This window comes from Kosakonia sp. S57 (genome assembly GCF_016516575.1).
Taxonomy (GTDB): Bacteria; Pseudomonadota; Gammaproteobacteria; order Enterobacterales; family Enterobacteriaceae; genus Kosakonia; species Kosakonia cowanii.
Window position 1 is genome coordinate 174983 of the sequence record NZ_JACVUL010000006.1, and the last position, 22747, is coordinate 197729.

Here is a 22747-nt window from a genome sequence, read left to right on the forward strand (position 1 = left end):
GGGCCTACGGGTTTCGCATTTAACGCCGTGCGCCCGAGGTGGCGACCGGCGTTTCGACGCGCTCCATCGCTATCGGGATGCTTTTATACGCCGGGATGCCGCTTTTGGTGTCGTGGCTGTCCAGCGGCACCAGAATATTGGCCTCCGGGTAATAGGCCCCCACCGAGCCGGGTGCCATATCGATCACCACAACCGTCAGGTTATCCATCCGTCGCGAGGTGGGGTTCCCTTCGGGATCGAGCGCCACCACATTCACCTGATCGCCGACGCGCAACTCGCGTCGCTCCGCCTCATCGGCATTGATAAACAGCACGTCCCGCCGCCCGGTCACGCCGCGATAACGGTCATTCAGCCCGTAAAGCGTGGTGTTGTACTGATCGTGGCTGCGTAAGGTAGTAAGCACAAGGTCGTGGCACTTGAGCGAGCGCGGATCCTCATTAATCCCCTGCATCACTTTAAACTCGGCAAAGCCCGACGGTGTATTCCACTCCCGCTCCGAGGCGGCATTACGCAGGCGGAAGCCGCCCGGTTGTTTGACCCGTTCATTAAAATTAGCAAACGCCGGGAAGACCGCTTCGATGGCATCGCGAATATTGCTGTAATCATTCACCATCCTGTCCCAGTTCACCACCGTCTGCGGCAGCGTCGCTTTCGCAAGGGCCGCCACCAGCGCCGGTTCCGACTTCAGATGTGGAGAAGCCGGGTTTAACGAGCCGCGCGAGGCGTGCACCATCGACATTGAATCCTCCACCGTCACGCTCTGCGCCCCGGATAACTGCTCATCGGTTTCGGTCCGCCCAATCACCGGGAAGAGGTAGTTGTGTTTGCCGAGCAGCAGATGGGAGCGGTTCAGTTTGGTCGCCATATGCACCACCAGATCGAGCTTGCGCATCGCCGGGAAGGTGACTTGCGGATCGGAGATCGCTTCAGCCAGATTACCGCCCAGACAGAGCAGCGCATTCACTTTGCCGTCGCGCATCGCCTGAATCGCCGCCACTGCACCATGCCCATGCTCACGCGGCGGTTTAAAACCAAACACCCGTTCGAGGTTATCGAGAAACCCGGCAGAGGGAATTTCAGTGATGCCAACGGTGCGGTCGCCCTGCACATTGGAGTGGCCGCGCAGTGGGCAGATGCCCGCCCCTTTTTTGCCAATATTGCCGCGCAGCAGCAGCAGGTTGGCAATCTGCTGCACGTTTTGCGTGCCGTACTGATGCTGGGTGATGCCCATGCCGTAGCAGATAATGGTGCGTTCAGACTTGGCGTAAAGCCGGGCGATATTCTGGATCTCCTCGCGCTCCATACCGGAGACTTTCAGGATATGGTCCCAGTCGGTGGCGTCGAGATCGGCTTTCAGCTCCGCAAAACCCTGCGTGTGCTGGCGAATAAACACCTCGTCGATTACGCCCGGTTCGCCGTTCGCCAGCGCCTGCTCGTGCATCGACAGCAGAATCTTCATTACGCCTTTTAGCATTGCCGCATCGCCGCCGACGCGCACTTTGTAGTAGGTCGAGGCGAGTTTGGTTGAGCTAAGAGCCAGCATCTCTATCGGGCTTTGCGGTGAGGTAAAACGCTCAAGGCCGCGCTCGCGCAGCGGGTTGATGGCGACGATGGTGGCACCGCGTTTTGAGACTTCCCGCAGCGTCCCGAGCATGCGCGGATGGTTAGTGCCAGGGTTATGACCGATGCAAAGCACCAGGTCGCAGTGGTCAAAATCCTCCAGTTCGACGGTGCCTTTGCCGACGCCAATCGACTCCGGCAGCCCGACGCTGGTAGGCTCATGACACATATTTGAGCAGTCCGGGAAGTTGTTGGTGCCATATTCGCGGGCAAAGAGTTGCCAGAGGAACGCTGCTTCGTTGGAAGCGCGACCGGAAGTATAAAACTCCACGCTATTTGGGTCGTCATAGCTTTGCAGCAGCGCACCAATCTCCTGAAACGCGGTCTCCCACTCAATCGCCTGATAGGTATCGCTCTCAGCATCATATTTCATCGGGTGGGTTAAGCGCCCCTCGCCTTCCAGCTCAAAAGCATTGCGCTGCCACAGTTCGCTGACGGTGTGCGCCGCGAAAAATTCCGGCGTCGCGCGCTTGCTGGTCGCCTCCCACGAGACGGCTTTAGCACCGTTTTCACAAAATTCGAATGAGGAGGTGTGCTGCGGATCTGGCCACGCGCAGCCGGGGCAGTCAAAGCCCTGCGGCTGGTTTACTTTAAATAGTGCAATCACATCCTGCTTGACGGACATCTGCCCACGCAGCGCATCGGCCACCGCTTTTAACGCGCCCCAGCCACCTGCCGAGCCGCCGTATGGCGCGATCCCTACCGTTGATTGTTTCTGCTCTTTCATATTGCCCCACACTGTTCGCGTCTCTTTTGGCTTAAGCCTGGTACAAAAAACGCGCCTGTGGGGCAAAAAAGTCAGTATTTCGTCGCGCCAAATGGCGTTTAAGCGGGAGAATTAACGCCTGATAAGCAGGGTAAGCACTTCGTAATGGGCAGTATGGGGAAACATATCAAACAGTTGCACGCGCGCAACGCGGTAATCCGCCAGTGCGGCGAAATCCTTCGCCATCGTCTGCGCATTACAGCTGGAGTAGATGATCCACGGCGGCGCCATGCGGCTCAGGTAGTCACACAGCTCTGCGCCAATGCCGCGGCGCGGCGGGTTGACCAGCACCAGATCCGGCACCGACTCCTGCGCGGTGGCGAAACGGGTTGAATCGAGCGCCTGGAAGTGAAGATTGTGCAGACCCAGCGCCTCGGCGGATTGCGTTGCACAGGCGATCGCTTCCGGCGCGATCTCAATCCCGGTCAGCTTCATCTCCGGCGTTGCGCAGTGCAGCCCAAAGCCGCCAACGCCGCAGAAGAGATCCCACATATGGTTAACCTGAACCTGGCGCACCCAGTCCCGCGCCGTGGCGTAGAGCTGGCTGGCGACCGCAGGGTTGGTCTGGAAAAAGCTCTGCGGACGAATAGCGAGCGGCACGCCGTTGAAGTTCTCCGCCAGCGCCTGCTGGTCGGTAAGAAAGATCTCCCTCTCCCCTTCCATGATCGCCATATGCACCGGCTGAATATTTACCGAGATCACCTTTAGCTGCGGCAACTGAGCCTGTAACGCTGGCAGCGCGGCGCGCAGCTGCTCAACTTTCGCCTCTGAGCGCAGTACAAAGCGCAGCATCATGCCGCCGTCGAGCTGGCTCTCGGTCAATAAAAGGTATTTCAGTTCGCCGCGTTTGCGCGCCACGTTATAGGGCGTTAACCCGGCGCGGGCGATAAAGGGTTTCAGAGCGGCAAATACCGGCGCGAAGGTCTCCGGGTAGAGCGGGCAGGCGGTGAGGTCTTCCGGCGTCCCGTCGCGGTGCAGCATGCCGAGCAGCGGTTTTTCAACGCTGCCGCTGACCACCATTTTGGCTTTATTACGAAAGCCCTGCTCCGGGCCGCTCACCGGCTCGCACCATGACTCCACCGCAAAGGGGGCGAGCAATGCGCGTAGATGATCCATCCTGGCGGAGAGTTGCAACGGGAGCGGCTGGTCGATCCACTCACAGGAGCGGCAGCGACCGGCGTCGAAGAGAGCGCACTGCATAGATAAAGCCTTTCAATTTGCGGGGGCGGGATTGTACCACCGTTATTGCAGGCGGAAAAAGCGTCGGCTCGGCGTCGGTACAAAGAGCAGGAACAGCACCAGCAGATCGGGGAGCTTTTGCATTATCAGGGAGTGGAAGATCTCACGGCGCGAACTGCCGGCGATGCTGAAGAGTTCCGGGTAACCATAGCCCAGTGATGCGGCCCACAGGTAGGCGGTCGAGGTGAGTTGCGTTACCAGATAGAGCCAGCGCGCCCAGCGCCGCCCCTTTATCACCGAGAAGGCGCAGAGGATCTCGACAAAGACCAGCATCAGGCTGCCAAGGAAGATCAGCGTCAGGCTCCAGGTCTGGGCGCTGCGGTGCACGAAGTCGAGCAGCCCGCGCCAGCCGAGCAGGTTCATGATCATCAGCACGTCGACACAGCGAATGGTAATGATGGCGATAGCCGCCACCTGAACCAGCGCCGGTATATTTGGCGTCGCGTGGTGCGTGGTTTTGTTGAAGAACCCCAATTCCATGATTTCCCTGTGAAAAATGCCGCGCAAGCGCGGCATCAACGACACAATTTCCAGATTCTAATGAGTTCAGCCCTGTCTTGCACGCTGGATATCACGCTGGCGCTGTTTTTCCGCTCTCGCCATCAGGAACCAGGCGATAAGACCGACAATCCCCACCACGCCGAGAATAATCGATGCCAGCGCGTTGATCTCCGGGTTAACCCCCATGCGCACGCTGGAGAAGACCAGCATCGGCAGCGTAGTGGCACCAGGACCGGAGACAAAACTGGCGATCACCAGGTCATCCAGTGACAGGGTAAAGGCCAGCAGCCAGCCGGAGACAATCGCCGGCATGATCATCGGCAGCGTAATCACAAAGAAGACCTTCAGCGGCGTTGCGCCAAGATCCATCGCCGCCTCTTCAATCGAACGATCCAGCTCGCGCAGCCGCGAGGAGATCACCACCGCCACATAAGCGGTACAGAAAGTCACGTGCGCCAGCCAGATGGTGAGCATGCCGCGATCCGCTGGCCAGCCGATGGCGTGCGCCAGCGCGACAAACAGCAGCAGCAGCGACAGGCCGGTGATCACATCCGGCATTACCAGCGGCGCGGTGATCATAAAGGCGAAGCCGTTCGCGCCGCGAAAGCGCCCAAAGCGCACCATCACTACTGCCGCAATGGTGCCTAAAATCACCGCCATCGTCGCCGCGCAGGCGGCAATCGTCAGGCTTAAGCCTACCGCGCTCATCATCGCGTCATCGTGGAACAACTCGCTATACCAGCGCGTTGACCACCCTGCCCACACCGTCACCAGTTTTGAGCTGTTAAAAGAGTAGACCACCAGCATCAACATGGGGGCATAAAGGAAGGTGAAACCTATCACCAGGATCAGGATGCGCCAGGGCGAGCGCACTACCGGTAAATTGCTCATGCCTTCTCCCCCGTCTGTTTCTGCTGATGCTTGTGGAACCACATGATCGGCACAATCAACAGCAGCAGCATGATCACCGCCACCGCCGAGGCCACCGGCCAGTCGCGGTTATTAAAGAACTCCTGCCACAGCACGCGGCCAATCATAATGCTGTCCGGCCCGCCGAGCAGTTCCGGGATCACGAACTCACCGACCGCCGGAATAAACACCAACATCGAACCGGCGATAATTCCCCCTTTGGTCAGCGGCACAATCACGCTGAAGAAGGTTTTCAGCGGACGCGCGCCAAGGTCGAGGGAGGCTTCCACCAGCGAGTAGTCAATACGCGTCAGCGCGGTGTAGATCGGCAGCACCATAAAGGGCAGATAGGCATAGACAATGCCGATGTAGACCGCGAGATTGGTGTGCAGAATGGTCAGCGGCTGATCGATAACCCCCAGCCAGAGCAGAAAGTTGTTCAGCACGCCGTTGTTTTTCAGGATCCCCATCCAGGCGTAGACGCGGATCAGAAACGAGGTCCACGACGGCAAAATCACCAGCAGCAGCAGAATATTGCGCGTCGACGGCTTACTGTGCGCCACTGCCCACGCCAGCGGATAGCCGAGAAGCAAGCAGCAGATGGTCGAGATACCCGCCACCTGCAACGACTGCAAATAGGCTTCGATATAGAGCGGATCGTCGGTCAGTTGCAGGAAGTTGCCGAGATTAAGCGTAATCGTCAGTTGCCCATCGGCCCACTCCAGCAGATCGGTATAGGGCGGGATTTGACGCGCCATTTCTGCGAGGCTGATTTTGAAGACGATCAAAAACGGCAGCAGAAACAGCAGCGTCAGCCAGATATAGGGCAGCGCAACCACCAGCTTGCGCCCGTGGCGCATTTGCAGGCGCGCCAGCCACAGCTTTACACCGCCCGGTTTTGTTACGCGGGCCGGTGGCTCGAGTGTACTCATCGCCGCTCCTTAAACCGTCAGAACCACACAACTGTCGGCATCCCAGCAGAGACGCACTTCATCGCCCCATGTTGGCGCGCCTTTGCGGTAGCGATGCGCGTTTTGCAGCTGGGCGCTGATCATCTGCCCGCTCTGCAACCGCACATGATAAATAGAGAGATCGCCAAGGTAGGCGATATGCACCACTTCGCCGACGGCAAAGTTGTAGCCATCGGCCGGCGGATCGTCGCACAGCATGATCTTCTCCGGGCGCAGCGCCACGTAGACCGGCACGTTATCCACCACCGACGCATCCGGGTCGACTTTCAGCGGATGCACCAGCCCCGGCGACTCAATTACCAGGCCATCTTCCTGACGATCCTTTAGCAATCCTTCGAAGACATTAACCGAGCCGATAAACTCGGCGCTGTAGCGGGTGGTCGGATGCTCGTAAATCTCTTCCGGCTCGCCAATCTGCACAAACTTGCCGCGATTCATGATGGCGATACGCCCGGCCATGGTCATTGCCTCTTCCTGATCGTGGGTCACCATCACACAGGTGACGCCGACGCGCTCAAGAATATCGACCACTTCCAGCTGCATGCGGTCGCGCAGCTTTTTATCCAGCGCGCCCATTGGTTCATCAAGCAGCAGCAGTTTTGGCCGCTTGGCGAGGCTGCGCGCCAGCGCCACGCGCTGACGCTGACCGCCAGAGAGCTGGTGCGGCTTGCGTTTAGCAAATTCACTCATGTGCACCAGGTGCAGCATTTCGGCGACGCGGCTGGCGATCTCAGCTTTTGGCAGCTTGTCCTGCTTGAGGCCAAAAGCGATATTCTGCTCAACGGTCATGTGCGGGAAGAGCGCGTAGGACTGGAACATCATATTGATCGGGCGCAGGTAGGGCGGCACGTGGGCGAGGTCGACGCCGTCGAGCATAATCTGCCCGTGAGTCGGCTGTTCAAAGCCTGCCAGCATGCGCAGCAGCGTCGATTTACCGCAGCCCGATGCGCCGAGCAGGGCAAAGATTTCGCCTTTATAGATAGTCAGGCTGACATCATCCACGGCGTGCTGGCCGTCGAAGGATTTGGTCAGGTTACGGATCTCCAGCAGCGGCGTCAGAACCTTGCGGCTCTTCGCCTGCGGGCGGGGAATAGCGTCATTCACTACGGTGCTCTCCGGCATAAGCATCACCCTGCTTCAACAGGTTGTCGTACAGATGACGGGACAGCAGGTGCGCCCGCTGTCCCGTTTTGGGGCGGCTGCACCGGCGCGGTGCAGCGCTTTCACCAGTCAGGTGATTGATTTATTTGCCGCTTTTGACTTTCGTCCAGGCGCGGGTACGTACGCGGTCGATTTTCGGCTCCTGCACTTTCAGCGTGAAGAGCTTGGCGAAGACATCCGGCGGCGGGAAGATTGCCGGGTTGTTACGCACCTCTTCGCTGATCAGCGGCACAGAGGCTTTGTTACCGTTCGCGTAGTAGACGTGGTCGCTGATGTGCGCCATCACGTCCGGACGCATCAGATAGTTAAGGAACTGGTAGGCTTCATCGGTGTTTTTGGCATCTTTCGGCATGGCGAAGACGTCAAAGAAGGCCAGCGCCCCTTCCTTCGGAATGATGTAGTTGATGTTAACGCCGTTCTTCGCCTCTTTCGCGCGGTTAGCCGCCTGCCAGACGTCGCCCGCCCAGCCGATGGCTACGCAGATGTCGCCGTTAGCGAGATCGTTAATGTATTGCGAAGAGTGGAAGTAGCGGATGTTCGGACGCAGCTTCAGCAGCAGATCTGTCGCCGGGCCGGTGTAATCATCCGCTTTGGTGCTGTTGGGATCTTTGCCGAGGTAGTTCAGCACGGTGGCGAAAATCTCTTCCGGCGCATCAAGGAAGGAGACGCCGCAGCTCTTCAGCTTCTCAAGGTTTTCCGGCTTCAGCACCACATCCCAGCTATCGATCGGCACATCTTTGCCGAGCACCGCTTTGACTTTATCGACGTTATAACCAATACCGGTGGTCGCCCACAGGTAGGGGAAAGCGTATTTGTTATCCGGGTCGTGCTTCGCGACCATCTTCAACACTTCCGGATCGAGGTTTTTCCAGTTCGGCAGCTTGCTCTTATCGAGCGGCTGGAAGACGCCCGCCGAGAGCTGGCGCTCAAGGAAACTGGCGGACGGCACGACGAGATCAAACCCGGTGCTGCCGGCCATTAATTTACCTTCCAGCACTTCGTTGGAGTCGAAGACGTCGTAAACCACTTTAATGCCGGTCTCTTTCTCAAAATTTGCGACGGTGTCCGGCGCAATATAGTCAGACCAGTTGTACACATGCAGCGTCTTTTGCCCGGCGGCGAGCGTGCCGGCAGAGAGAGCCATTAACGCACCCGCAACAACACCCGATACCCATTTTTTTCTTGAGGCACTCATATCTCATTCCTTCTGGAAAGCTCGTTAAGCTACGAACTAAATCTACGCTTTCTGGGATATGCAAGATTCATGCATAGTTTGTCACTCTGCTCTGCGCCGGAGAACAAAATCGCTCCGGCAGACGCCGCATGCTTTTTAAAGCAGCGCAAGAATAACTGTAGCCAGGGTTTGAGGCTATAGGGCAGATAAAAAACCGCCTTTTATCAATTTTTTATGCAATAAGTCTCTATGGGATAAGCCAGAAGGCGAGGAATGATGGTGAATCATTCTTTAAAGAAAGGTTAAAAGCAGAATAAAAAATGTGGCAGCGCAACCCCCGTGGTAGTGGCTGCGCTAATTGATGCGGGAATCAGTGGAGAAAATTGTTCGGCTCTTCGTCGCCGGAAAGCGAATCTTCCTCGCCTGGCGTGAAAAGCAGCTGGTGTGCGTTGGCTTCCATAATCACCATCGAGACCTGCTCTTCGCTCTGGCGCATAAACCACGCGAACTGCTCAAAGGCGACGCCGGGGCCGATGCTGAGCGTCTGACACACCACCAGTTTCGGCAGATTATCATCCTGCATATCGAGGAACGCTTTAACCGTCAGCGAGCTGGCGTTGATCGCTGAAAGATCTGCCGCCAGCGCCAGCAGCGCAGAGGGTTTCACTTCCGCCATGGCGGTAAAGAGCAGAACATCATTGACCAGGTCGACTTTTGCATCGAACACGCCGTCAAAATTCTGCATATGTGGCAGGTGCAGCGCCTGGCAGGTGTCGCACTCAAAGAAGTTAATGCTGAGTTGATCAAGCCATTGGCGAAGCGTGTCCAGACCGGGGACGACCAGTGAATCCATAGAAAACGTGCTCTGTTGGGAAAAAAATTGCCCATAGCTTACGCAAAAAGCCGTGGGCGCACCATGCTCAGGCAGGAAAATCCTCTTAGCCGCCGGTTTTCAGGCAGAATCCCGGCATCGCCTGGCGCTCGATCCAGTGGATCATTCGCCCGGCAATATCCAGCCCGGTGGCTTTTTCGATCCCTTCAAGCCCCGGCGAGGCGTTGACTTCCATTACCAGCGGGCCGCGGTTGGCGCGCAAAATATCGACCCCGGCGACATCCAGCCCGAGGGTCTGCGCCGCTGCCAGCGCGATCTCCCGCTCGCGCGGCGTGATCTCGACCACGGTCGCCTGCCCGCCGCGGTGCAAATTGGAGCGGAAATCCCCTGCTTTCGCCCGCCGCTCAATTGCTGCCACCACTTCGTTGCCGATCACCAGGCAGCGGATGTCGCACCCTTTCGCTTCCGCAATAAACTCCTGCACCAGAATATGGGCGTTGAGGCCGCGAAAGGCGTCAATCACGCTCTCTGCCGCCTGGCGTGTCTCCGCCAGCACCACGCCGATCCCCTGCGTCCCTTCCACCAGCTTCACCACCAGCGGCGCGCCGCCGACCATATCGATCAGATCGCTGGTGTCGTCGGGCGAGTGGGCAATGCCGGTAACCGGCAGATCGATCCCCTGGCGCGCCAGTAGTTGCAGGGAGCGCAGCTTGTCGCGGGCGCGGGTGATGGCGACCGATTCGTTGAGCGGATAGCTGCCGAGGATCTCAAACTGGCGCAGCGCGGCGGTGCCATAAAAGGTGATGGCCGAGCCGATGCGCGGGATAACCGCATCATAATGGGGAAGCTGGCGGCCTTTATAGTGAATCGAGGAGGCGGCCGGGGTGATGTTCATATAACAGGAGAGCGGATCGAAGATCTCAATCTGGTGCCCGCGCTGCACAGCGGCTTCACGCAGGCGTTTACAGGAGTAAAGCGTTCCATCCCGGGATAATACGGCTATTTTCACCCTGCACCTCGCGCAGAAGACCAGTTAAAAGCCTGCGTATCATACACGCAGCACGGGGCAGGATGAACGGGTATTAGCGCGTTGCCCAGCCCTGTTTATGCAAATAGTCGAGAATAAACGGACGGCTCTCTTTAATGATGGTGCGACGGATATGATCGCTCCAGTTATCGCGGCGCTTATTGCTGTCGCGCGTCATATAGTAGTGCTCCAGCTCCGCGTCGTACTCCGCCAGTTTCTCTTTATCGAGCGGCTGATAGTGGTTTTCATGCACCAGCATTGAAGCCGGCATACGCGGTTTGATGTCCGGGTTATCGGCAGGCCAGCCGAGGCAGAGACCAAACAGCGGCAGCACCTGCTTCGGAATACGCAGCAGTTCGCCGACCGCTTCGATATTGTTACGGATGCCGCCAATATAGACGCCGCCAAGCCCCAGCGACTCCGCGGCGGTAAAGGCGTTTTGCCCCATGATTGCTGTATCGACCACGCCGAGCAGCAGTTGCTCCGCGAGACCCGGTTTTGCTTCCGGGCAGATCTCAAAGTTGCGGTGAAAATCGGCGCAGAAGATCCAGAACTCGGTCGCCTGCGCGATATGCGGCTGTCCGCCCGCTAACGTCACCAGCTGTTCGCGCATGGCAGGATCGGTGATGCGGATAATGGAGCTGCACTGCAAAAAGCTGGAGGTCGATGCCGCCTGTGCGCTGGCGATAATCGCCTCGCGCTGTGCGTCCGTAATCGGCTCATCGGTAAAGTGGCGAATGGAGCGATGGGCGCACAGCAATTCAATAGTAGGTGTCATGTTGAATAATCCCCCAGTTAAACAAGTCGTTCAGTATAGGCTAAGCCGCTGCGCTCGTTGTAAGCGGAAGTTGCGGAGAAGCTATCAGACGCGCCGCCGCGCGCGCGCAATCCGGTAAACGAAATCGCAGCCAAGTCCGCCGAGAGCGCACCAGAACATGGCGCTAAAGAGCCAGGCCACCTCCTGCCAGAAGGTACGTACCGGGGTAAATAAAATATGAATCAAAATATAACAAAGGGGTGCGGCGAGCAGCGCGCCCACCAGCGGCACGATGGCGCGGCGGCGACGGGAGACCAGACCGCCCAGGATGCCTGGCAGGGTAAAGAGCAGCAAACCGGTCGCCGGATCGCCAGGCGCAGGCAGTTTGCCCTGCATATTCATCACCAGAGTGAGACAAATTGCGATAAAAAGGAGTCCACAGCAGATAACGCCGAACCAACTACGCCTGTTCTTCAAACACGCCTCCTGACTTTTTCTCTATCGACGTTTACACCGTTTTAAAGAATGTCGGACGGATAAAGCGTTGCGGCAATTATTGCCTGAATGACACCCGTGCAAACAGACGATTGTCACTAGCCGTTGTTATCTAATGAGATTAAACTAACGGCCAGTTTATGTTTTGTGCGGGGTGTCTGGTGTTGCACGGCTTTAATTTATCCGCCAGCGCATAGGCAAAACACTAGCTCAAATCACCATTTCTATCAACAGCTTACAAGTAAACAAGAAGTTAGACTCCGTGAATATAAACGTCGCAGATTTGTTAAATGGGAATTACATACTGTTATTGTTTGTGGTTCTGGCGCTTGGGCTTTGCCTTGGAAAATTACGACTGGGATCTATCCAACTGGGTAATTCCATTGGCGTTTTAGTCGTTTCCCTATTATTAGGCCAGCAACATTTCAGCATTAACACCGATGCCCTGAACCTCGGCTTTATGCTGTTTATTTTCTGCGTTGGCGTTGAAGCCGGACCTAACTTTTTCTCAATTTTTTTCCGCGACGGTAAGAATTACCTGATGCTGGCGCTGGTATTAGTCGGCAGCGCGCTGTTAATTGCGCTCGGTCTCGGCAAACTCTTTGGCTGGGACATTGGCTTAACCGCCGGGATGCTCGCCGGCTCGATGACCTCGACGCCGGTTCTGGTTGGCGCGGGCGATACGCTGCGCCACTCGGGCATGGAGAGCAGCCAGCTTGCCAGCGCGCTGGACAACCTCAGCCTCGGCTACGCCTTAACGTATCTGATTGGTCTGGTGAGCCTGATCTTTGGCGCGCGCTACTTGCCGAAGTTACAGCACCAGGATTTACAGACCAGCGCCCAGCAGATCGCCCGCGAGCGCGGGCTGGATACCGATGCTCACCGCAAAGTCTACCTGCCGGTGATCCGCGCCTATCGCGTCGGGCCGGAGCTGGTGGCCTGGGCGGATGGCAAAAATCTGCGCGAGCTGGGGATCTACCGCCAGACCGGCTGCTATATCGAGCGTATTCGCCGCAACGGTATTCTCGCCAACCCGGACGGGGACGCGGTATTGCAGATGGGCGATGAGATCTCGCTGGTCGGCTACCCGGACGCTCATGCGCGCCTCGACCCAAGTTTCCGTAACGGTAAAGAGGTGTTCGACCGCGACCTGCTGGATATGCGCATCGTCACCGAAGAGGTGGTGGTGAAAAACCACAATGTGGTCGGCCGCCGCCTGGCGCAGCTGAAGCTGACCGATCACGGCTGCTTCCTTAACCGCGTGATTCGCAGCCAGATTGAAATGCCGATCGACGACAATATCGTGCTCAACAAAGGGGACGTGTTGCAGGTGAGCGGCGATGCGCGGCGCGTGAAAACCATCGCTGACCGCATCGGCTTTATCTCCATTCACAGCCAGGTGACCGACCTGCTCGCCTTCTGCGCCTTCTTTATCGTCGGCCTGATGATCGGCATGATCACCTTCCAGTTCAGCTCCTTCAGCTTCGGCGTCGGTAACGCCGCCGGTCTGCTTTTCGCCGGTATCATGCTCGGCTTCCTGCGCGCGAACCACCCGACGTTTGGTTATATTCCGCAGGGCGCGCTGATGATGGTGAAAGAGTTCGGCCTGATGGTGTTTATGGCCGGGGTCGGTTTAAGCGCCGGGAGCGGCATCGGCAACGGCCTCGGCGTTGTCGGCGGACAGATGCTTATCGCCGGCTTGCTTGTCAGCCTCGTACCAGTGTTGATCTGTTTTCTGTTTGGTGCCTATGTGCTGAAAATGAACCGCGCCCTGCTCTTCGGCGCGATGATGGGCGCGCGCACCTGCGCACCGGCAATGGAGATCATCAGCGATACCGCGCGCAGCAACATCCCCGCGCTGGGCTATGCTGGCACCTACGCCATTGCCAACGTGCTGCTTACCCTCGCCGGGACATTGATCATTATTATCTGGCCAGGGCTCGGATAACTCCGAAGCTAAGAAATATTTCGCTTATACGCAGAACTTTTTTGTGGGGTGTCAGTCATAACTAGTGCCACTGCTTTTCTTTGATGTCCCCCGATTGTGGAGCCCATCAACCCCGCCGCTTCGGTTCAAGGTTGATGGGTTTTTTGTTGCCATATCAATTAATAAATTTAATCAGTGATTTACAGCATTAACACGCTACGTTTGGTGATGGAATGTCGGCAGAATTGTAAGTTATTTACTAAGTTAAATTTGAGATACCTCTAATCCAGAAATTTACTATAGCAATCAACTCCTCTGAAATAATCACCACTAAATACTATCTACTTCTCCATAAAATACGCATTGTGAAGTGGCATTATGATTTCTTTAGATAAAAAAATGATAACTATAACCTCCGCCGTCATAAAAAATCATATTCCCAAAACATTTATAGGATCATGTTCACAAAAACAACCTACATTAAGCGCTATACTAATTTAATGTTATTCCACAAATATTCTAGGAATCCAGAATCATCTAAAATAAAATCCCATATTCCACGATAGAATTTTTAAAATTCCAACTCTCATCTAAAACATCTTCCTAAATTGAGGTTCATGTCAGAAATGGAAAACCCAAAGTTATTTATCTCTTATAGTTGGTCTAACCCAATTCATGAACAGTGGGTTATAGATTTAGCTAACGAGTTAACTGAGGCTGGCGTTCATGTCATCCTTGACAAATGGGATCTTAAAGAAGGTCATGATTCTGTGGCTTTTATGGAGAAGATGGTCACAGACCCGAACATTACTAAAGTAGCTATGATATGCGACGAAGTATATGCATCAAAGGCTGATGGTCGAGCTGGCGGTGTTGGTACTGAAACCCAAATTATTTCAAGAGAAGTTTATGAAAATCAAGAGCAAGGAAAATTTGTAGCAATTATTTCAGAAAGAGATTCTTTGGGAAAAGCTTATCTACCGACATACTATAAATCACGTATATATATTGACCTTAGTGAACCTAGTAGTTATACAGATAATTTTGAAAAATTGTTGCGTTGGATTTACGATAAACCCTTATACACCCGCCCAGAAATAGGAAATCGCCCATCATTTTTGAATGAATCAGATGGTATTTCGCTTGGTACTACAGCATTATATAAAAGAGCTATTTCGGCCGTTAAGGAAAATAAACCTTTCTTATCGGGCGCGCTGGATGAGTTCTTTAAAACGTTCATAACAAATTTTGAGAACTTTAGAATTAATGAGAAGAATGGTGAATTCGACGATCAAGTTATAGATAATATTGAAAAGTTCCTACCCTATCGGAATGAATTGATTACACTACTCACCTCCATTGCGCAATACGCATCAACGGAGGAAAATATCTTCAAAGTTCATCGTTTTTTAGAAGGGATTCTTCCATATGTTGACAGGCCGGAAAATGCAACCAGTTGGAGTGATTGGGATTTCGATAATTTCAAGTTCATTATTCATGAAATGTTCCTTTATGCGATAGCTATATTCATAAAGCATGAAAGATTCGCAGCAGTTAATATATTACTGACACAACAATATTATGCGCCCAGACTTACTGATAACAGAAATGAATCTATGGTTGATTATACACAATTTAGACAACACCCTGGCTCATTACAACATAGAAATGCCAGATTAAAATTAAACAGAATTTCTCTTAATGCTGACTTGCTTGAACAAAGAAGTAAAAATTCAGGGATCGATTTTCGTTATTTAATGCAGGCAGACTTTATTCTTTTCTTATGGTGTGATATACACAAAAAGGATTACTACAAACGTTGGTATCCAGTAACATTAGTGTATATTGGCAGGTTCAATGGCGCATTCGAAGTATTTTCAAGATCGTCCTCAAAATCTTATTTTGATAAAGTAAAATGCATTTTAGGGATAAATGATGTGTCAGAACTGAATGATGTCATGCAGAAGTATGCTAATGACAACAGTAGCCTACCTAGATGGGAGGGAGATACATTCTCTCCAAGTGTTTTGCTAGGCTTTAAGAAACTAGCTACAACACCCTGAATGGAAAAACAACTAACATGATGCGTTCTGAAATATTTCAAAACGCATTATTATCTTTATTTTTTAAAATAAATTGTAGCCATTTCTATTAATTCCCGCGCCACATTCACTCAGAAAGCAGAAAAGGTCACGTCTTTACTTATTATCTCTAAACTGCATATCGTCCCAGTTATTGATGCTTTTATACATCGCCTTTCAGAAAGTCCATTAACCACGCGATCAGATAGGCCAGTATAAAAAAACCCACAAACCCCGCCAATTTAAGCCAGCCATCCAAAATAAACAGGCTACCGAAAGAAGCAAAAGAGCAAACGCCGGTCGATACGCCTTCAACAAGGCTGGCAGACTGAAGCCCGATGAATTTACAAAACTTAGCGGGAGAAGATTGTGCAAACTTCATTCTCCATTCCTTTGCACTGGATCAGGCAGCGGCGAATATAAATCTGGTTAGGCTCCAGTTCTTTTTCGGCAAGAAAATAAAACATATACAGATTCACAGGAGAGGTTTTTAGGACGGCGACTTCAGCAACCAGGTTTTAAGATGACTCCGCATTTTTAAAATTCAGCCTCGCCGGATATTTACCATGGCCGCGCTTTTCAAAAACTCATCCTAAACCACATCGCCCACAGCATATAAACCCCGGCGATCAGGAAGAACCCTCGATAGACGTTAACAATCCCTGACTGGTTGCGCAGGTAAAACTTGAGCGGGTTGCGGTGCAGGTTGGCTGCATTATGGGTGGTGTGAAACTGCGTCATTTTCTCTGCACCTTTGCCCGCGAGTGCGATAAAAAAGCTCAGGGCCATAATCGCCATCAGCGCCATATAGCTTTTTAGCAGGATCGTCATGGCTGCGACCGTCATCGCGCTGGAGTGGTGTTTAACCAACACAACCCCCTGTTTGCTCAGTGCCATCGCGCCGATATTCAGCGCCAGATGCACCACTATGAATATCCCGAAGTATTTCGCATTGGTTTTAAAGGTGTTTTTGAGGGTGACCTTGAATACCCACGCAAAAAGCGCCGCCGTCGACGCTAACCACATGACTGTGTTGATAATCATCCCTTCCCTGCCTGCATCACGTTGCTTAAGTCATAAAAAAGGGCCGTAGCGGCCCGGGAAGCGGGTATCCTGCCATCAATCGCGCAGCGTGTTAAAAACTTTTTCGTCTACGCCTCTGTCACGGCATAGCAACATTCCCTCGTGTGAGGTTCGGCTGAGACTGAAGTGTTGGCCATCAAAGTAGAGCCCGAAGCCTTTCGTGCCGCAGGTTGATGCGTCTTTAACCCGCCAGATCTTCTGCTCATCCGCCGTAAGTGGATTTCCGAGAATGATGAACAGCGCCTTAATACCGTCTCGCGGATAGGCGAAATGTTTAGGTTGCGTTCCCGCGCCGTACAGGAAGTAGCATGGCGAACGGAGGTCAAGCCCGTAACGCTTTATCGCCCCATCGGGTGAAGTGACGCTTAACTGGCACTTTTCACCCTCGTTCTGCAACGCCAGGGCGTGCGCTTTATAGGTGAAGCTGTCGGTGGTAGTGGATTGCGCATAACTCACATTGCTGGCCAGCAACAATGCAACTGCGGTCTGAATGATTAATCTCACTTTTATTGCTCCCTCAATAAACTATTACCCCAATGTATCATTAACGTAACCGTATGCATTTTCTTAATTATATTGAGTAACCTCATGGCTGTTATTCACCTCCTGCCACCGTAACCACGCAAAAAATGCTAGTGTTACTTCACCTTACTTTTTTTGATGTGAATCTATGACTGAAAACGCCTCCCGAAAATCCCTGCGCCATCGCTTATGGGCGCTGTTCACCTTCTTCTTTCTCCCCGGATTATTAATGGCCTCATGGGCGTCACGCACGCCGGCGATCCGCGATGTGCTCTCGGTCTCGACGGCTGAAATGGGCGCGGTGCTGTTTGGTCTGTCGGTCGGGTCGATGAGCGGCATTCTCTCATCGGCATGGCTGGTGAAGCGCTTCGGGGCGCGCAAAGTGATCCGCGCCAGCATGTCCTTCTCGGTGCTCGGGATGGTGATTTTAAGCATTGCCCTGTGGTTTGCCTCGCCGCTGCTCTTTGCCGTCGGTCTGGCCTGCTTTGGCGGCAGCCTGGGCGCGGGCGAAGTGGCGATGAATATCGAAGGCGCGGTGGTTGAGCAGGAGATGAACAAAACCGTGCTGCCGATGATGCATGGTTTTTACAGCCTTGGCACGCTGGTTGGCGCAGGCGTCGGGATGTCGTTAACTGCCCTTGGCATCAGCGCGGACCTGCACATTCTGCTGGCGGCGCTGGTGGCGATTGTGCCGATTATTCTGGCGATCTCCGCCGTGCCGGAGGGGACCGGGCAAAACAGCGCCGAAGAGCACGCGAACCGTCAAAAAGGGATGCCCTTCTGGCGCGATACGCAGCTGCTGTTAATTGGCGTGGTGGTGCTGGCGATGGCGTTCGCTGAGGGCTCGGCTAACGACTGGCTGCCGCTGCTGATGGTGGATGGTCACGGCTTCAGCCCTACTTCCGGCTCGCTGATCTACACCGGTTTTACGCTGGGCATGACCACCGGGCGCTTCTGCGGCGGCTGGTTTATTGACCGCTACAGCCGCGTCGCCGTGGTGCGCGCCAGCGCAATAATGGGCGCGCTGGGCATCGGCCTGATTATTTTTGTCGACAGCGCCTGGGTGGCAGGCTTCTCGGTCATTTTATGGGGATTAGGCGCATCGCTCGGCTTCCCGCTGACCATCTCGGCGGCCAGCGATACCGGGCCGGATGCCGCGACGCGCGTCAGCGTGGTGGCAACAACGGGTTACCTCGCTTTCCTCGTTGGCCCGCCGCTGCTGGGCTTCCTCGGCGAGCACTATGGGCTGCGCAGCGCGATGCTGGTGGTGCTTGGTCTGGTGCTGATTGCCGCGCTGGTGGCGCGCGCGGTGGCCAAACCGGAACCGCAAGCTCAGGCGGAACTCGGCTAACTATCGGGCGGCAGCCAGTGAGCTGCCGCCTTATCCCTCCAGCGAATTTCCCATGCGCTTATCGCGCAGAAATACCACCATCAGCCCCAGCCAGATAATACCGTTCAGCAGGTTGAACAGGCTGAACAGCCCGTTGCCGCCGATCAGCCAGGCATGTTTACTCACCTCAATACCGACGGTGAAGATAAACATCTGCAACATGCCCATCGCCGCCGATACCGTGCCCTTGCTCATCTCGCTGGCAAACAGCGTCAGGCGCACCAGCCCGGCGTTGGCAATACCAATGCCGAAGGCGTAAACGCTTAACCCAGCCGTCATCCACAAATAGGCGTGGGAAGAGGCAAACGTGGCAACTGCCGCCAGCAGCAGACCGGCCACAATCGGCCAGCCGCCAAGAATGATCAGCGAGCGCACGGTACGCCGCGAGGTCAGCCGCGCCAGCACCAGGTTGCCAACAATCAGCGCGCCGAAAATCGGCACCTGCAACAGGCCGTACTCATAGCTGCTGAGCTGCTCGCCGCTGATGATAATAATCGGCGACTGGGCAATCCACGCCAGCAGCGGCAGGCTGACAAAGCCGGTAGCCAGCGCGCCCGCGACAAAGCGCACGTTCTTCAGCACCTCGGCGTAATCGCGCCACAGAGATTTAAACGAGAGCTTCTCGCCAAGACGGGTGGCGGTCTCCGGCATCGCCCGCTGTAGTCCGAAGAAGGAGAAAGCCGCCAGCAGCGCAAAGAGGACAAACATCCCCTCCCACGGCGCGGCATGCACCCAGGCTGCGCCCACCAGCGGGCCAAGCAATGGCGCAATCAGCGCGACATTCGCCATCAGGGCGGTGATCTTGATACAGACCGCCTCCTCAAACGACTCCTGAATCGCCGCGTACCCCACGGCGCCAATAAAGCAGAGGCTGATGCCCTGTAAAAAACGCAGCAGCGTGAACTGCTCAATGTTCTGCGCCAGCAGTGTCGCAAGGCAGGTGACAATAAACCACACCACGCCGGTAAGCATCACCGGGCGACGGCCGATGCGGTCGGAGAGCGGCCCTAACAGCCACTGTAAGAACATGCCGCCCGCCAGGTAGGCGGTCATCGAGGTCGGAACCCACTCAATGCCCGCGTTATATTGCTCGACCACCGTTAACATACCGGGCTGAATCATATCGTTGCCGATATAGGTGGAGAATTCGTAAAGCACCAGACAGAGGGGGAATAACAGCGCCCGTCGTCCCAGACGTTGACCGGAAAGGGTATGGTTTTGCATGCAATCTCTTCCTTTGAAAAATCGCGCAGAGTGTAATCAATGCCACCGCGCGACGGTAGTGAATTCTCCCGTAAAAACAGATAAAGCACGTATTCACTCGTTTAAGGTTTGCTTAAGTGACAGGGCGTACTCTGAGACCAGGAATCGTCTAACTCTCTGCGGAGTAAGACAAAACCCCTTTACCTTGTGCCGCACCGCTTTTATGGTGAGCGCTTTGATCAATCCGGACTGTCATCAAAGAGTAATCTGTCTATGTTAGAGAGCCTGAATCACACCCTGTTCTACTGGATTAACGCCACGCCCGACTCGCCCGCCTGGCTCCTGACCGCCGCCCACTTTATTGCCAAAGATCTGATCAATATCGTGCCGCTGCTGGCGGTTGGTCTCTGGCTATGGGGGCCGCGCAGCCAGGTCAGCGCCCAGCGTCAGCTGGTGATCAAAGTGGCGCTGGCGATCGTGGTCAGCCTCTCGCTCTCATGGATTTTAGGCCATACCTTTCCCCACGACAGGCCTTTTGTCGATCATGTTGGTTATAACTTCCTGCCACACGCGGCGGATGACTCCTTCCCGAGCGATCACGGAACGGTGATCTTCACCTTTGCCGTCGCGTTTCTTGCCTGGCACCGTTTCTGGTCGGGCGCAGCCCTGATGGTGACGGCGTTCGCCATCGCCTGGTCACGCGTCTATCTTGGCGTCCACTGGCCGCTGGATATGCTCGGCGGCTTGCTGGTCGGCATCTGCGGCTGCCTGAGCGCACAAATTCTGTGGCAGGCCTTCGGCGAGAAGATTTATCACACCGCGCAGCAGATCTATCGCCTCTGTTTTGCCTTGCCGATCCGTCGCGGCTGGGTGCGTGACTAAGCGCCAGGGCGCAGGTAAGATAAAGGCCCCGCTTATGCGGGGCTTTCTTTTATTCGGGTGAATTATGGAAACAAGACGTGACGAACGGATCAACCAGCTGCTGGCGGCGCTCAAGCGCAGCGATAAGCTGCATCTGAAAGAGGCGGCCAGCCTGCTGGGCGTTTCTGAAATGACCATTCGTCGCGATCTCAGTGCCAACAGCGCTCCGGTAGTGCTGCTCGGCGGCTATATTGTGCTCGAACCGCGCTCCGCCAGCCACTATCTGTTGAGCGATCAGAAAAACCGCCTCGTCGAGGAGAAGCGCCGTGCCGCAAAGCTCGCCGCTGCCCTGCTGCAACCGCACCAGATGGCCTTTTTTGACTGCGGCACCACCACGCCGTGGATCATCGACGCGCTGCCTCAGGATCTGCCCTTCACCGCCGTCTGCTACTCGCTGAACACCTTTCTGGCGCTGCAGGAGAAACCGTTGTGCCGCGCCATTCTCAGCGGTGGGGAATTTCACGCCAGCAACGCCATTTTTAAGCCGCTGAACTTCAATGAAACCCTGAGCAACCTGCGCCCGGACATCGCTTTCTACTCGGCGGCGGGCGTGCACACGGAACAGGGCGCGACCTGCTTTAACCTTGAAGAGCTGCCGGTAAAACACTGGGCGATGAACAGCGCGCAGCGTCATGTGCTGGTGGTCGATCACAGTAAATTTGGCAAAGTGCGCCCGGCCTGCATGGGCGCGTTAAACCTTTTCGACGTGATTGTCAGCGACCGCCGGCCGGATGATGGCCTGGTCAGCGCAGCGAAAAAAGAGCAGATCACCCTTCTCTACTGACCGCGCCCACCGGGCACGGTCACCACGGTTAGAACCAGCTACCAAACCACTGGTGGAACTTCAGCAGGACAAAATCCCACATCCGGCCAACGAAGCCCGCTTCATTCACCGCTTCCATCACCACCAGCGGGCGCTGCTCAATGGTTTTATCATTGAGCTGGAAGTTGATGGTGCCCACCACCTGGCCCTTCTTCAGCGGCGCTTCAAGCTCCGGCTGGTTGAGGGTGAAGCTCGCTTTCAGGTTTTTAAACTGCCCTTTGGGGATGGTGATTGAGCCTGCTTCGCCCGCGCCAAGCTTCGCTTCGCTGCTGTCGCCAAACCAGACGCGCTGGCTGACAAAGGTGGCGTCAGGTTTCACCGGCGTCACCGTTTCAAAAAAGCGGAAACCCCAGGTAAGCAGTTTTTCTGACTCATTAAAGCGGATGCGGTCGGTTTTCGCTCCCAGCACCACGGAGATCAGGCGCATATCGCCCTGGGTTGCCGAGGCGACGAGGTTGTAACCCGCCCCCTCGGTGGTGCCGGTTTTCATACCGTCCACGTTCATGCTGGTGCTCCACAGCAGCCGGTTGCGGTTGGGCTGGCGGATCTTATTGAAGGTGAACTCTTTCTCTTTATGGATCGCGTACTCGTCCGGCACGTCGTGGATCAGCGCTTTGCCGAGCAGCGCCATATCCCGCGCGGTGCTGAACTGCCCTGGCGCATCAAGCCCGTGGACGGTTTTAAACGTGGTATTGGTCAGGCCGAGCTTTTGCGCATAGCTGTTCATCAGGCTGACGAAGGAGTCCTGGCTGCCCGCAACATAATCGGCAATGGCGATGCTGGCGTCATTGCCGGACTGAATAATGACCCCTTTATTCAGGTCCTCTACCGATACCTGGTCGCCCGGTTTCAGGAACATCAGCGACGAGCCGCGCAGCGCCGGGTTGCCGGTCGCCCAGGCATCTTTGCCGACGGTGACGGTATCGGTCAGGTGAATTTTCCCCGCTTTCAGCGCCTGGCCGACCACATAGCTGGTCATCAGTTTGGTCAGGCTGGCAGGGTCGAGTTTTTCATCGGCGTTGCCCTCGGCCAGCACTTTGCCGCTGGCGTAATCCATCAGGATCCACGCACGGGCATCGACCGGCGGTGCGGCAGGGGTTTGTTCCACTGCATATAACGACGGGGAGAAGAGAAACAACAGCGCGGATCCTGCTGCCAGGCCGCGAAGGGATAGAGAGAACTGCGTCATATAAGCCACCCGAGTATCCTTTCAATAAAACGTCACATCACCGTGCCGTAACAAACGGTGAGTAATAACGCACAAACGAAACGAAAAAAACCGCTACTGGGTAAAGTTTTTAAAGTTTACGCAATAACAGCCTGTTGCGCGCCTGTTATGCATTAT

The 22747-nt window shown here is 55.1% G+C and carries 21 protein-coding genes; 5 read left to right on the forward strand and 16 right to left on the reverse strand.

The genetic code is table 11. The features are described 5' to 3' along the window. Positions 1-19: 19 nt before the first annotated feature. From IAE48_RS08005 to ybjM, 11 genes are all read right to left on the reverse strand, one after another. Positions 20-2347: an FdhF/YdeP family oxidoreductase gene (locus IAE48_RS08005; RefSeq protein ID WP_200134006.1), complete on the reverse strand. Its 2328-nt coding sequence runs from the start codon at positions 2345-2347 to the stop codon at positions 20-22. A gap of 111 nt (positions 2348-2458) precedes the next feature. Next, a complete protein-coding gene (gene rlmC, locus IAE48_RS08010) occupies positions 2459-3586 on the reverse strand; it encodes a 23S rRNA (uracil(747)-C(5))-methyltransferase RlmC (protein ID WP_200134007.1) in 1128 nt (375 codons plus the stop codon). Positions 3587-3628: 42 nt separating this feature from the next. After that, positions 3629-4105 (reverse strand): YbjO family protein, encoded by a 477-nt coding sequence (locus IAE48_RS08015; protein ID WP_225975621.1) that lies wholly within the window; start codon positions 4103-4105, stop codon positions 3629-3631. A 66-nt stretch (positions 4106-4171) separates the two neighbouring features. Then, positions 4172-5017 (reverse strand): putrescine ABC transporter permease PotI, encoded by an 846-nt coding sequence (potI, locus tag IAE48_RS08020; protein WP_023481845.1) that lies wholly within the window; start codon positions 5015-5017, stop codon positions 4172-4174. Next, the gene (potH, locus tag IAE48_RS08025) at positions 5014-5967 is read right to left on the reverse strand and encodes a putrescine ABC transporter permease PotH (protein WP_200134008.1); all 954 of its coding nucleotides are present in this window, start codon (positions 5965-5967) and stop codon (positions 5014-5016) included. The genes potI and potH overlap by 4 nt, the downstream gene beginning before the upstream one ends. Positions 5968-5976: 9 nt before the next feature. Beyond that, positions 5977-7110, reverse strand: a complete 1134-nt coding sequence (gene potG / locus IAE48_RS08030; protein ID WP_023481693.1) for a putrescine ABC transporter ATP-binding subunit PotG — start codon at positions 7108-7110, stop codon at positions 5977-5979. A gap of 139 nt (positions 7111-7249) precedes the next feature. Then, complete coding sequence (potF, locus tag IAE48_RS08035) at positions 7250-8362, reverse strand: spermidine/putrescine ABC transporter substrate-binding protein PotF (protein WP_076769621.1); 1113 nt, start codon at positions 8360-8362, stop codon at positions 7250-7252. Positions 8363-8711: 349 nt separating this feature from the next. Next, complete coding sequence (locus tag IAE48_RS08040) at positions 8712-9194, reverse strand: YbjN domain-containing protein (protein ID WP_042718570.1); 483 nt, start codon at positions 9192-9194, stop codon at positions 8712-8714. 85 nt (positions 9195-9279) lie between these two features. Next, positions 9280-10182, reverse strand: a complete 903-nt coding sequence (gene rimK / locus IAE48_RS08045; RefSeq protein WP_200134009.1) for a 30S ribosomal protein S6--L-glutamate ligase — start codon at positions 10180-10182, stop codon at positions 9280-9282. 73 nt (positions 10183-10255) lie between these two features. Next, positions 10256-10978: an oxygen-insensitive NADPH nitroreductase gene (gene nfsA, locus IAE48_RS08050; protein WP_200134010.1), complete on the reverse strand. Its 723-nt coding sequence runs from the start codon at positions 10976-10978 to the stop codon at positions 10256-10258. An 84-nt stretch (positions 10979-11062) separates the two neighbouring features. Next, entirely contained in the window at positions 11063-11434 is a 372-nt protein-coding gene (gene ybjM / locus IAE48_RS08055) for an inner membrane protein YbjM (RefSeq protein ID WP_042718565.1), read from the reverse strand. 280 nt (positions 11435-11714) lie between these two features. Between ybjM and IAE48_RS08060 the strand changes: the two genes are divergently transcribed. Continuing rightward, positions 11715-13400 carry an aspartate:alanine antiporter gene (locus tag IAE48_RS08060; RefSeq protein WP_023481407.1) on the forward strand — a complete coding sequence of 562 codons (1686 nt, stop codon included), beginning with the start codon at positions 11715-11717 and terminating at the stop codon, positions 13398-13400. Positions 13401-13996: 596 nt separating this feature from the next. Next, positions 13997-15442 (forward strand): TIR domain-containing protein, encoded by a 1446-nt coding sequence (locus tag IAE48_RS08065; RefSeq protein ID WP_233631483.1) that lies wholly within the window; start codon positions 13997-13999, stop codon positions 15440-15442. Positions 15443-15623: 181 nt separating this feature from the next. Here the strand turns inward: IAE48_RS08065 and IAE48_RS08070 are convergent, their stop codons facing one another. The 3 genes from IAE48_RS08070 to IAE48_RS08080 form a co-directional block, all read right to left on the reverse strand. Then, on the reverse strand, positions 15624-15842 hold the full coding sequence (locus tag IAE48_RS08070; protein ID WP_200134011.1) for a hypothetical protein: 219 nt from the start codon (positions 15840-15842) through the stop codon (positions 15624-15626). 197 nt (positions 15843-16039) lie between these two features. Continuing rightward, the gene (locus IAE48_RS08075) at positions 16040-16504 is read right to left on the reverse strand and encodes a hypothetical protein (RefSeq protein WP_200134012.1); all 465 of its coding nucleotides are present in this window, start codon (positions 16502-16504) and stop codon (positions 16040-16042) included. 75 nt (positions 16505-16579) lie between these two features. Beyond that, on the reverse strand, positions 16580-17047 hold the full coding sequence (locus tag IAE48_RS08080) for a hypothetical protein (RefSeq protein WP_200134013.1): 468 nt from the start codon (positions 17045-17047) through the stop codon (positions 16580-16582). A 166-nt stretch (positions 17048-17213) separates the two neighbouring features. On the opposite strand from IAE48_RS08080, the gene IAE48_RS08085 reads away from it, so the two are divergent. Continuing rightward, on the forward strand, positions 17214-18416 hold the full coding sequence (locus IAE48_RS08085) for an MFS transporter (protein WP_200134014.1): 1203 nt from the start codon (positions 17214-17216) through the stop codon (positions 18414-18416). 30 nt (positions 18417-18446) lie between these two features. Here IAE48_RS08085 and IAE48_RS08090 read toward each other — a convergent pair whose 3' ends face one another. Beyond that, positions 18447-19679, reverse strand: a complete 1233-nt coding sequence (locus IAE48_RS08090) for an MFS transporter (protein ID WP_042711731.1) — start codon at positions 19677-19679, stop codon at positions 18447-18449. 252 nt (positions 19680-19931) lie between these two features. On the opposite strand from IAE48_RS08090, the gene ybjG reads away from it, so the two are divergent. Both ybjG and deoR read left to right on the forward strand, forming a co-directional pair. Further along, on the forward strand, positions 19932-20540 hold the full coding sequence (ybjG, locus tag IAE48_RS08095; protein WP_200134015.1) for an undecaprenyl-diphosphate phosphatase: 609 nt from the start codon (positions 19932-19934) through the stop codon (positions 20538-20540). Between the two features lie 64 nt (positions 20541-20604). Then, positions 20605-21363 carry a DNA-binding transcriptional repressor DeoR gene (deoR, locus tag IAE48_RS08100; RefSeq protein WP_200134016.1) on the forward strand — a complete coding sequence of 253 codons (759 nt, stop codon included), beginning with the start codon at positions 20605-20607 and terminating at the stop codon, positions 21361-21363. A 28-nt stretch (positions 21364-21391) separates the two neighbouring features. On the opposite strand, the gene dacC is transcribed toward deoR, so the two are convergent. Beyond that, on the reverse strand, positions 21392-22591 hold the full coding sequence (gene dacC, locus IAE48_RS08105) for a serine-type D-Ala-D-Ala carboxypeptidase (RefSeq protein ID WP_200134017.1): 1200 nt from the start codon (positions 22589-22591) through the stop codon (positions 21392-21394). Positions 22592-22747 lie beyond the last annotated feature (156 nt).

Excerpts from the sequence above, each read along its gene's own strand:
- nfsA (WP_200134010.1), bottom strand. The coding sequence starts at position 10,978 with ATGACACCTACTATTGAATTGCTGTGCGCCCATCGCTCCATTCGCCAC.
- IAE48_RS08090 (WP_042711731.1), bottom strand. The coding sequence starts at position 19,679 with ATGCAAAACCATACCCTTTCCGGTCAACGTCTGGGACGACGGGCGCTG.
- IAE48_RS08015 (WP_225975621.1), bottom strand. The coding sequence starts at position 4,105 with ATGGAATTGGGGTTCTTCAACAAAACCACGCACCACGCGACGCCAAAT.
- IAE48_RS08040 (WP_042718570.1), bottom strand. The coding sequence starts at position 9,194 with ATGGATTCACTGGTCGTCCCCGGTCTGGACACGCTTCGCCAATGGCTT.
- IAE48_RS08005 (WP_200134006.1), bottom strand. The coding sequence starts at position 2,347 with ATGAAAGAGCAGAAACAATCAACGGTAGGGATCGCGCCATACGGCGGC.
- deoR (WP_200134016.1), top strand. The coding sequence starts at position 20,605 with ATGGAAACAAGACGTGACGAACGGATCAACCAGCTGCTGGCGGCGCTC.
- IAE48_RS08085 (WP_200134014.1), top strand. The coding sequence starts at position 17,214 with ATGACTGAAAACGCCTCCCGAAAATCCCTGCGCCATCGCTTATGGGCG.
- IAE48_RS08075 (WP_200134012.1), bottom strand. The coding sequence starts at position 16,504 with ATGATTATCAACACAGTCATGTGGTTAGCGTCGACGGCGGCGCTTTTT.
- potI (WP_023481845.1), bottom strand. The coding sequence starts at position 5,017 with ATGAGCAATTTACCGGTAGTGCGCTCGCCCTGGCGCATCCTGATCCTG.
- ybjG (WP_200134015.1), top strand. The coding sequence starts at position 19,932 with ATGTTAGAGAGCCTGAATCACACCCTGTTCTACTGGATTAACGCCACG.
- IAE48_RS08065 (WP_233631483.1), top strand. The coding sequence starts at position 13,997 with ATGTCAGAAATGGAAAACCCAAAGTTATTTATCTCTTATAGTTGGTCT.
- IAE48_RS08070 (WP_200134011.1), bottom strand. The coding sequence starts at position 15,842 with ATGAAGTTTGCACAATCTTCTCCCGCTAAGTTTTGTAAATTCATCGGG.
- potF (WP_076769621.1), bottom strand. The coding sequence starts at position 8,362 with ATGAGTGCCTCAAGAAAAAAATGGGTATCGGGTGTTGTTGCGGGTGCG.
- potH (WP_200134008.1), bottom strand. The coding sequence starts at position 5,967 with ATGAGTACACTCGAGCCACCGGCCCGCGTAACAAAACCGGGCGGTGTA.
- rlmC (WP_200134007.1), bottom strand. The coding sequence starts at position 3,586 with ATGCAGTGCGCTCTCTTCGACGCCGGTCGCTGCCGCTCCTGTGAGTGG.
- dacC (WP_200134017.1), bottom strand. The coding sequence starts at position 22,591 with ATGACGCAGTTCTCTCTATCCCTTCGCGGCCTGGCAGCAGGATCCGCG.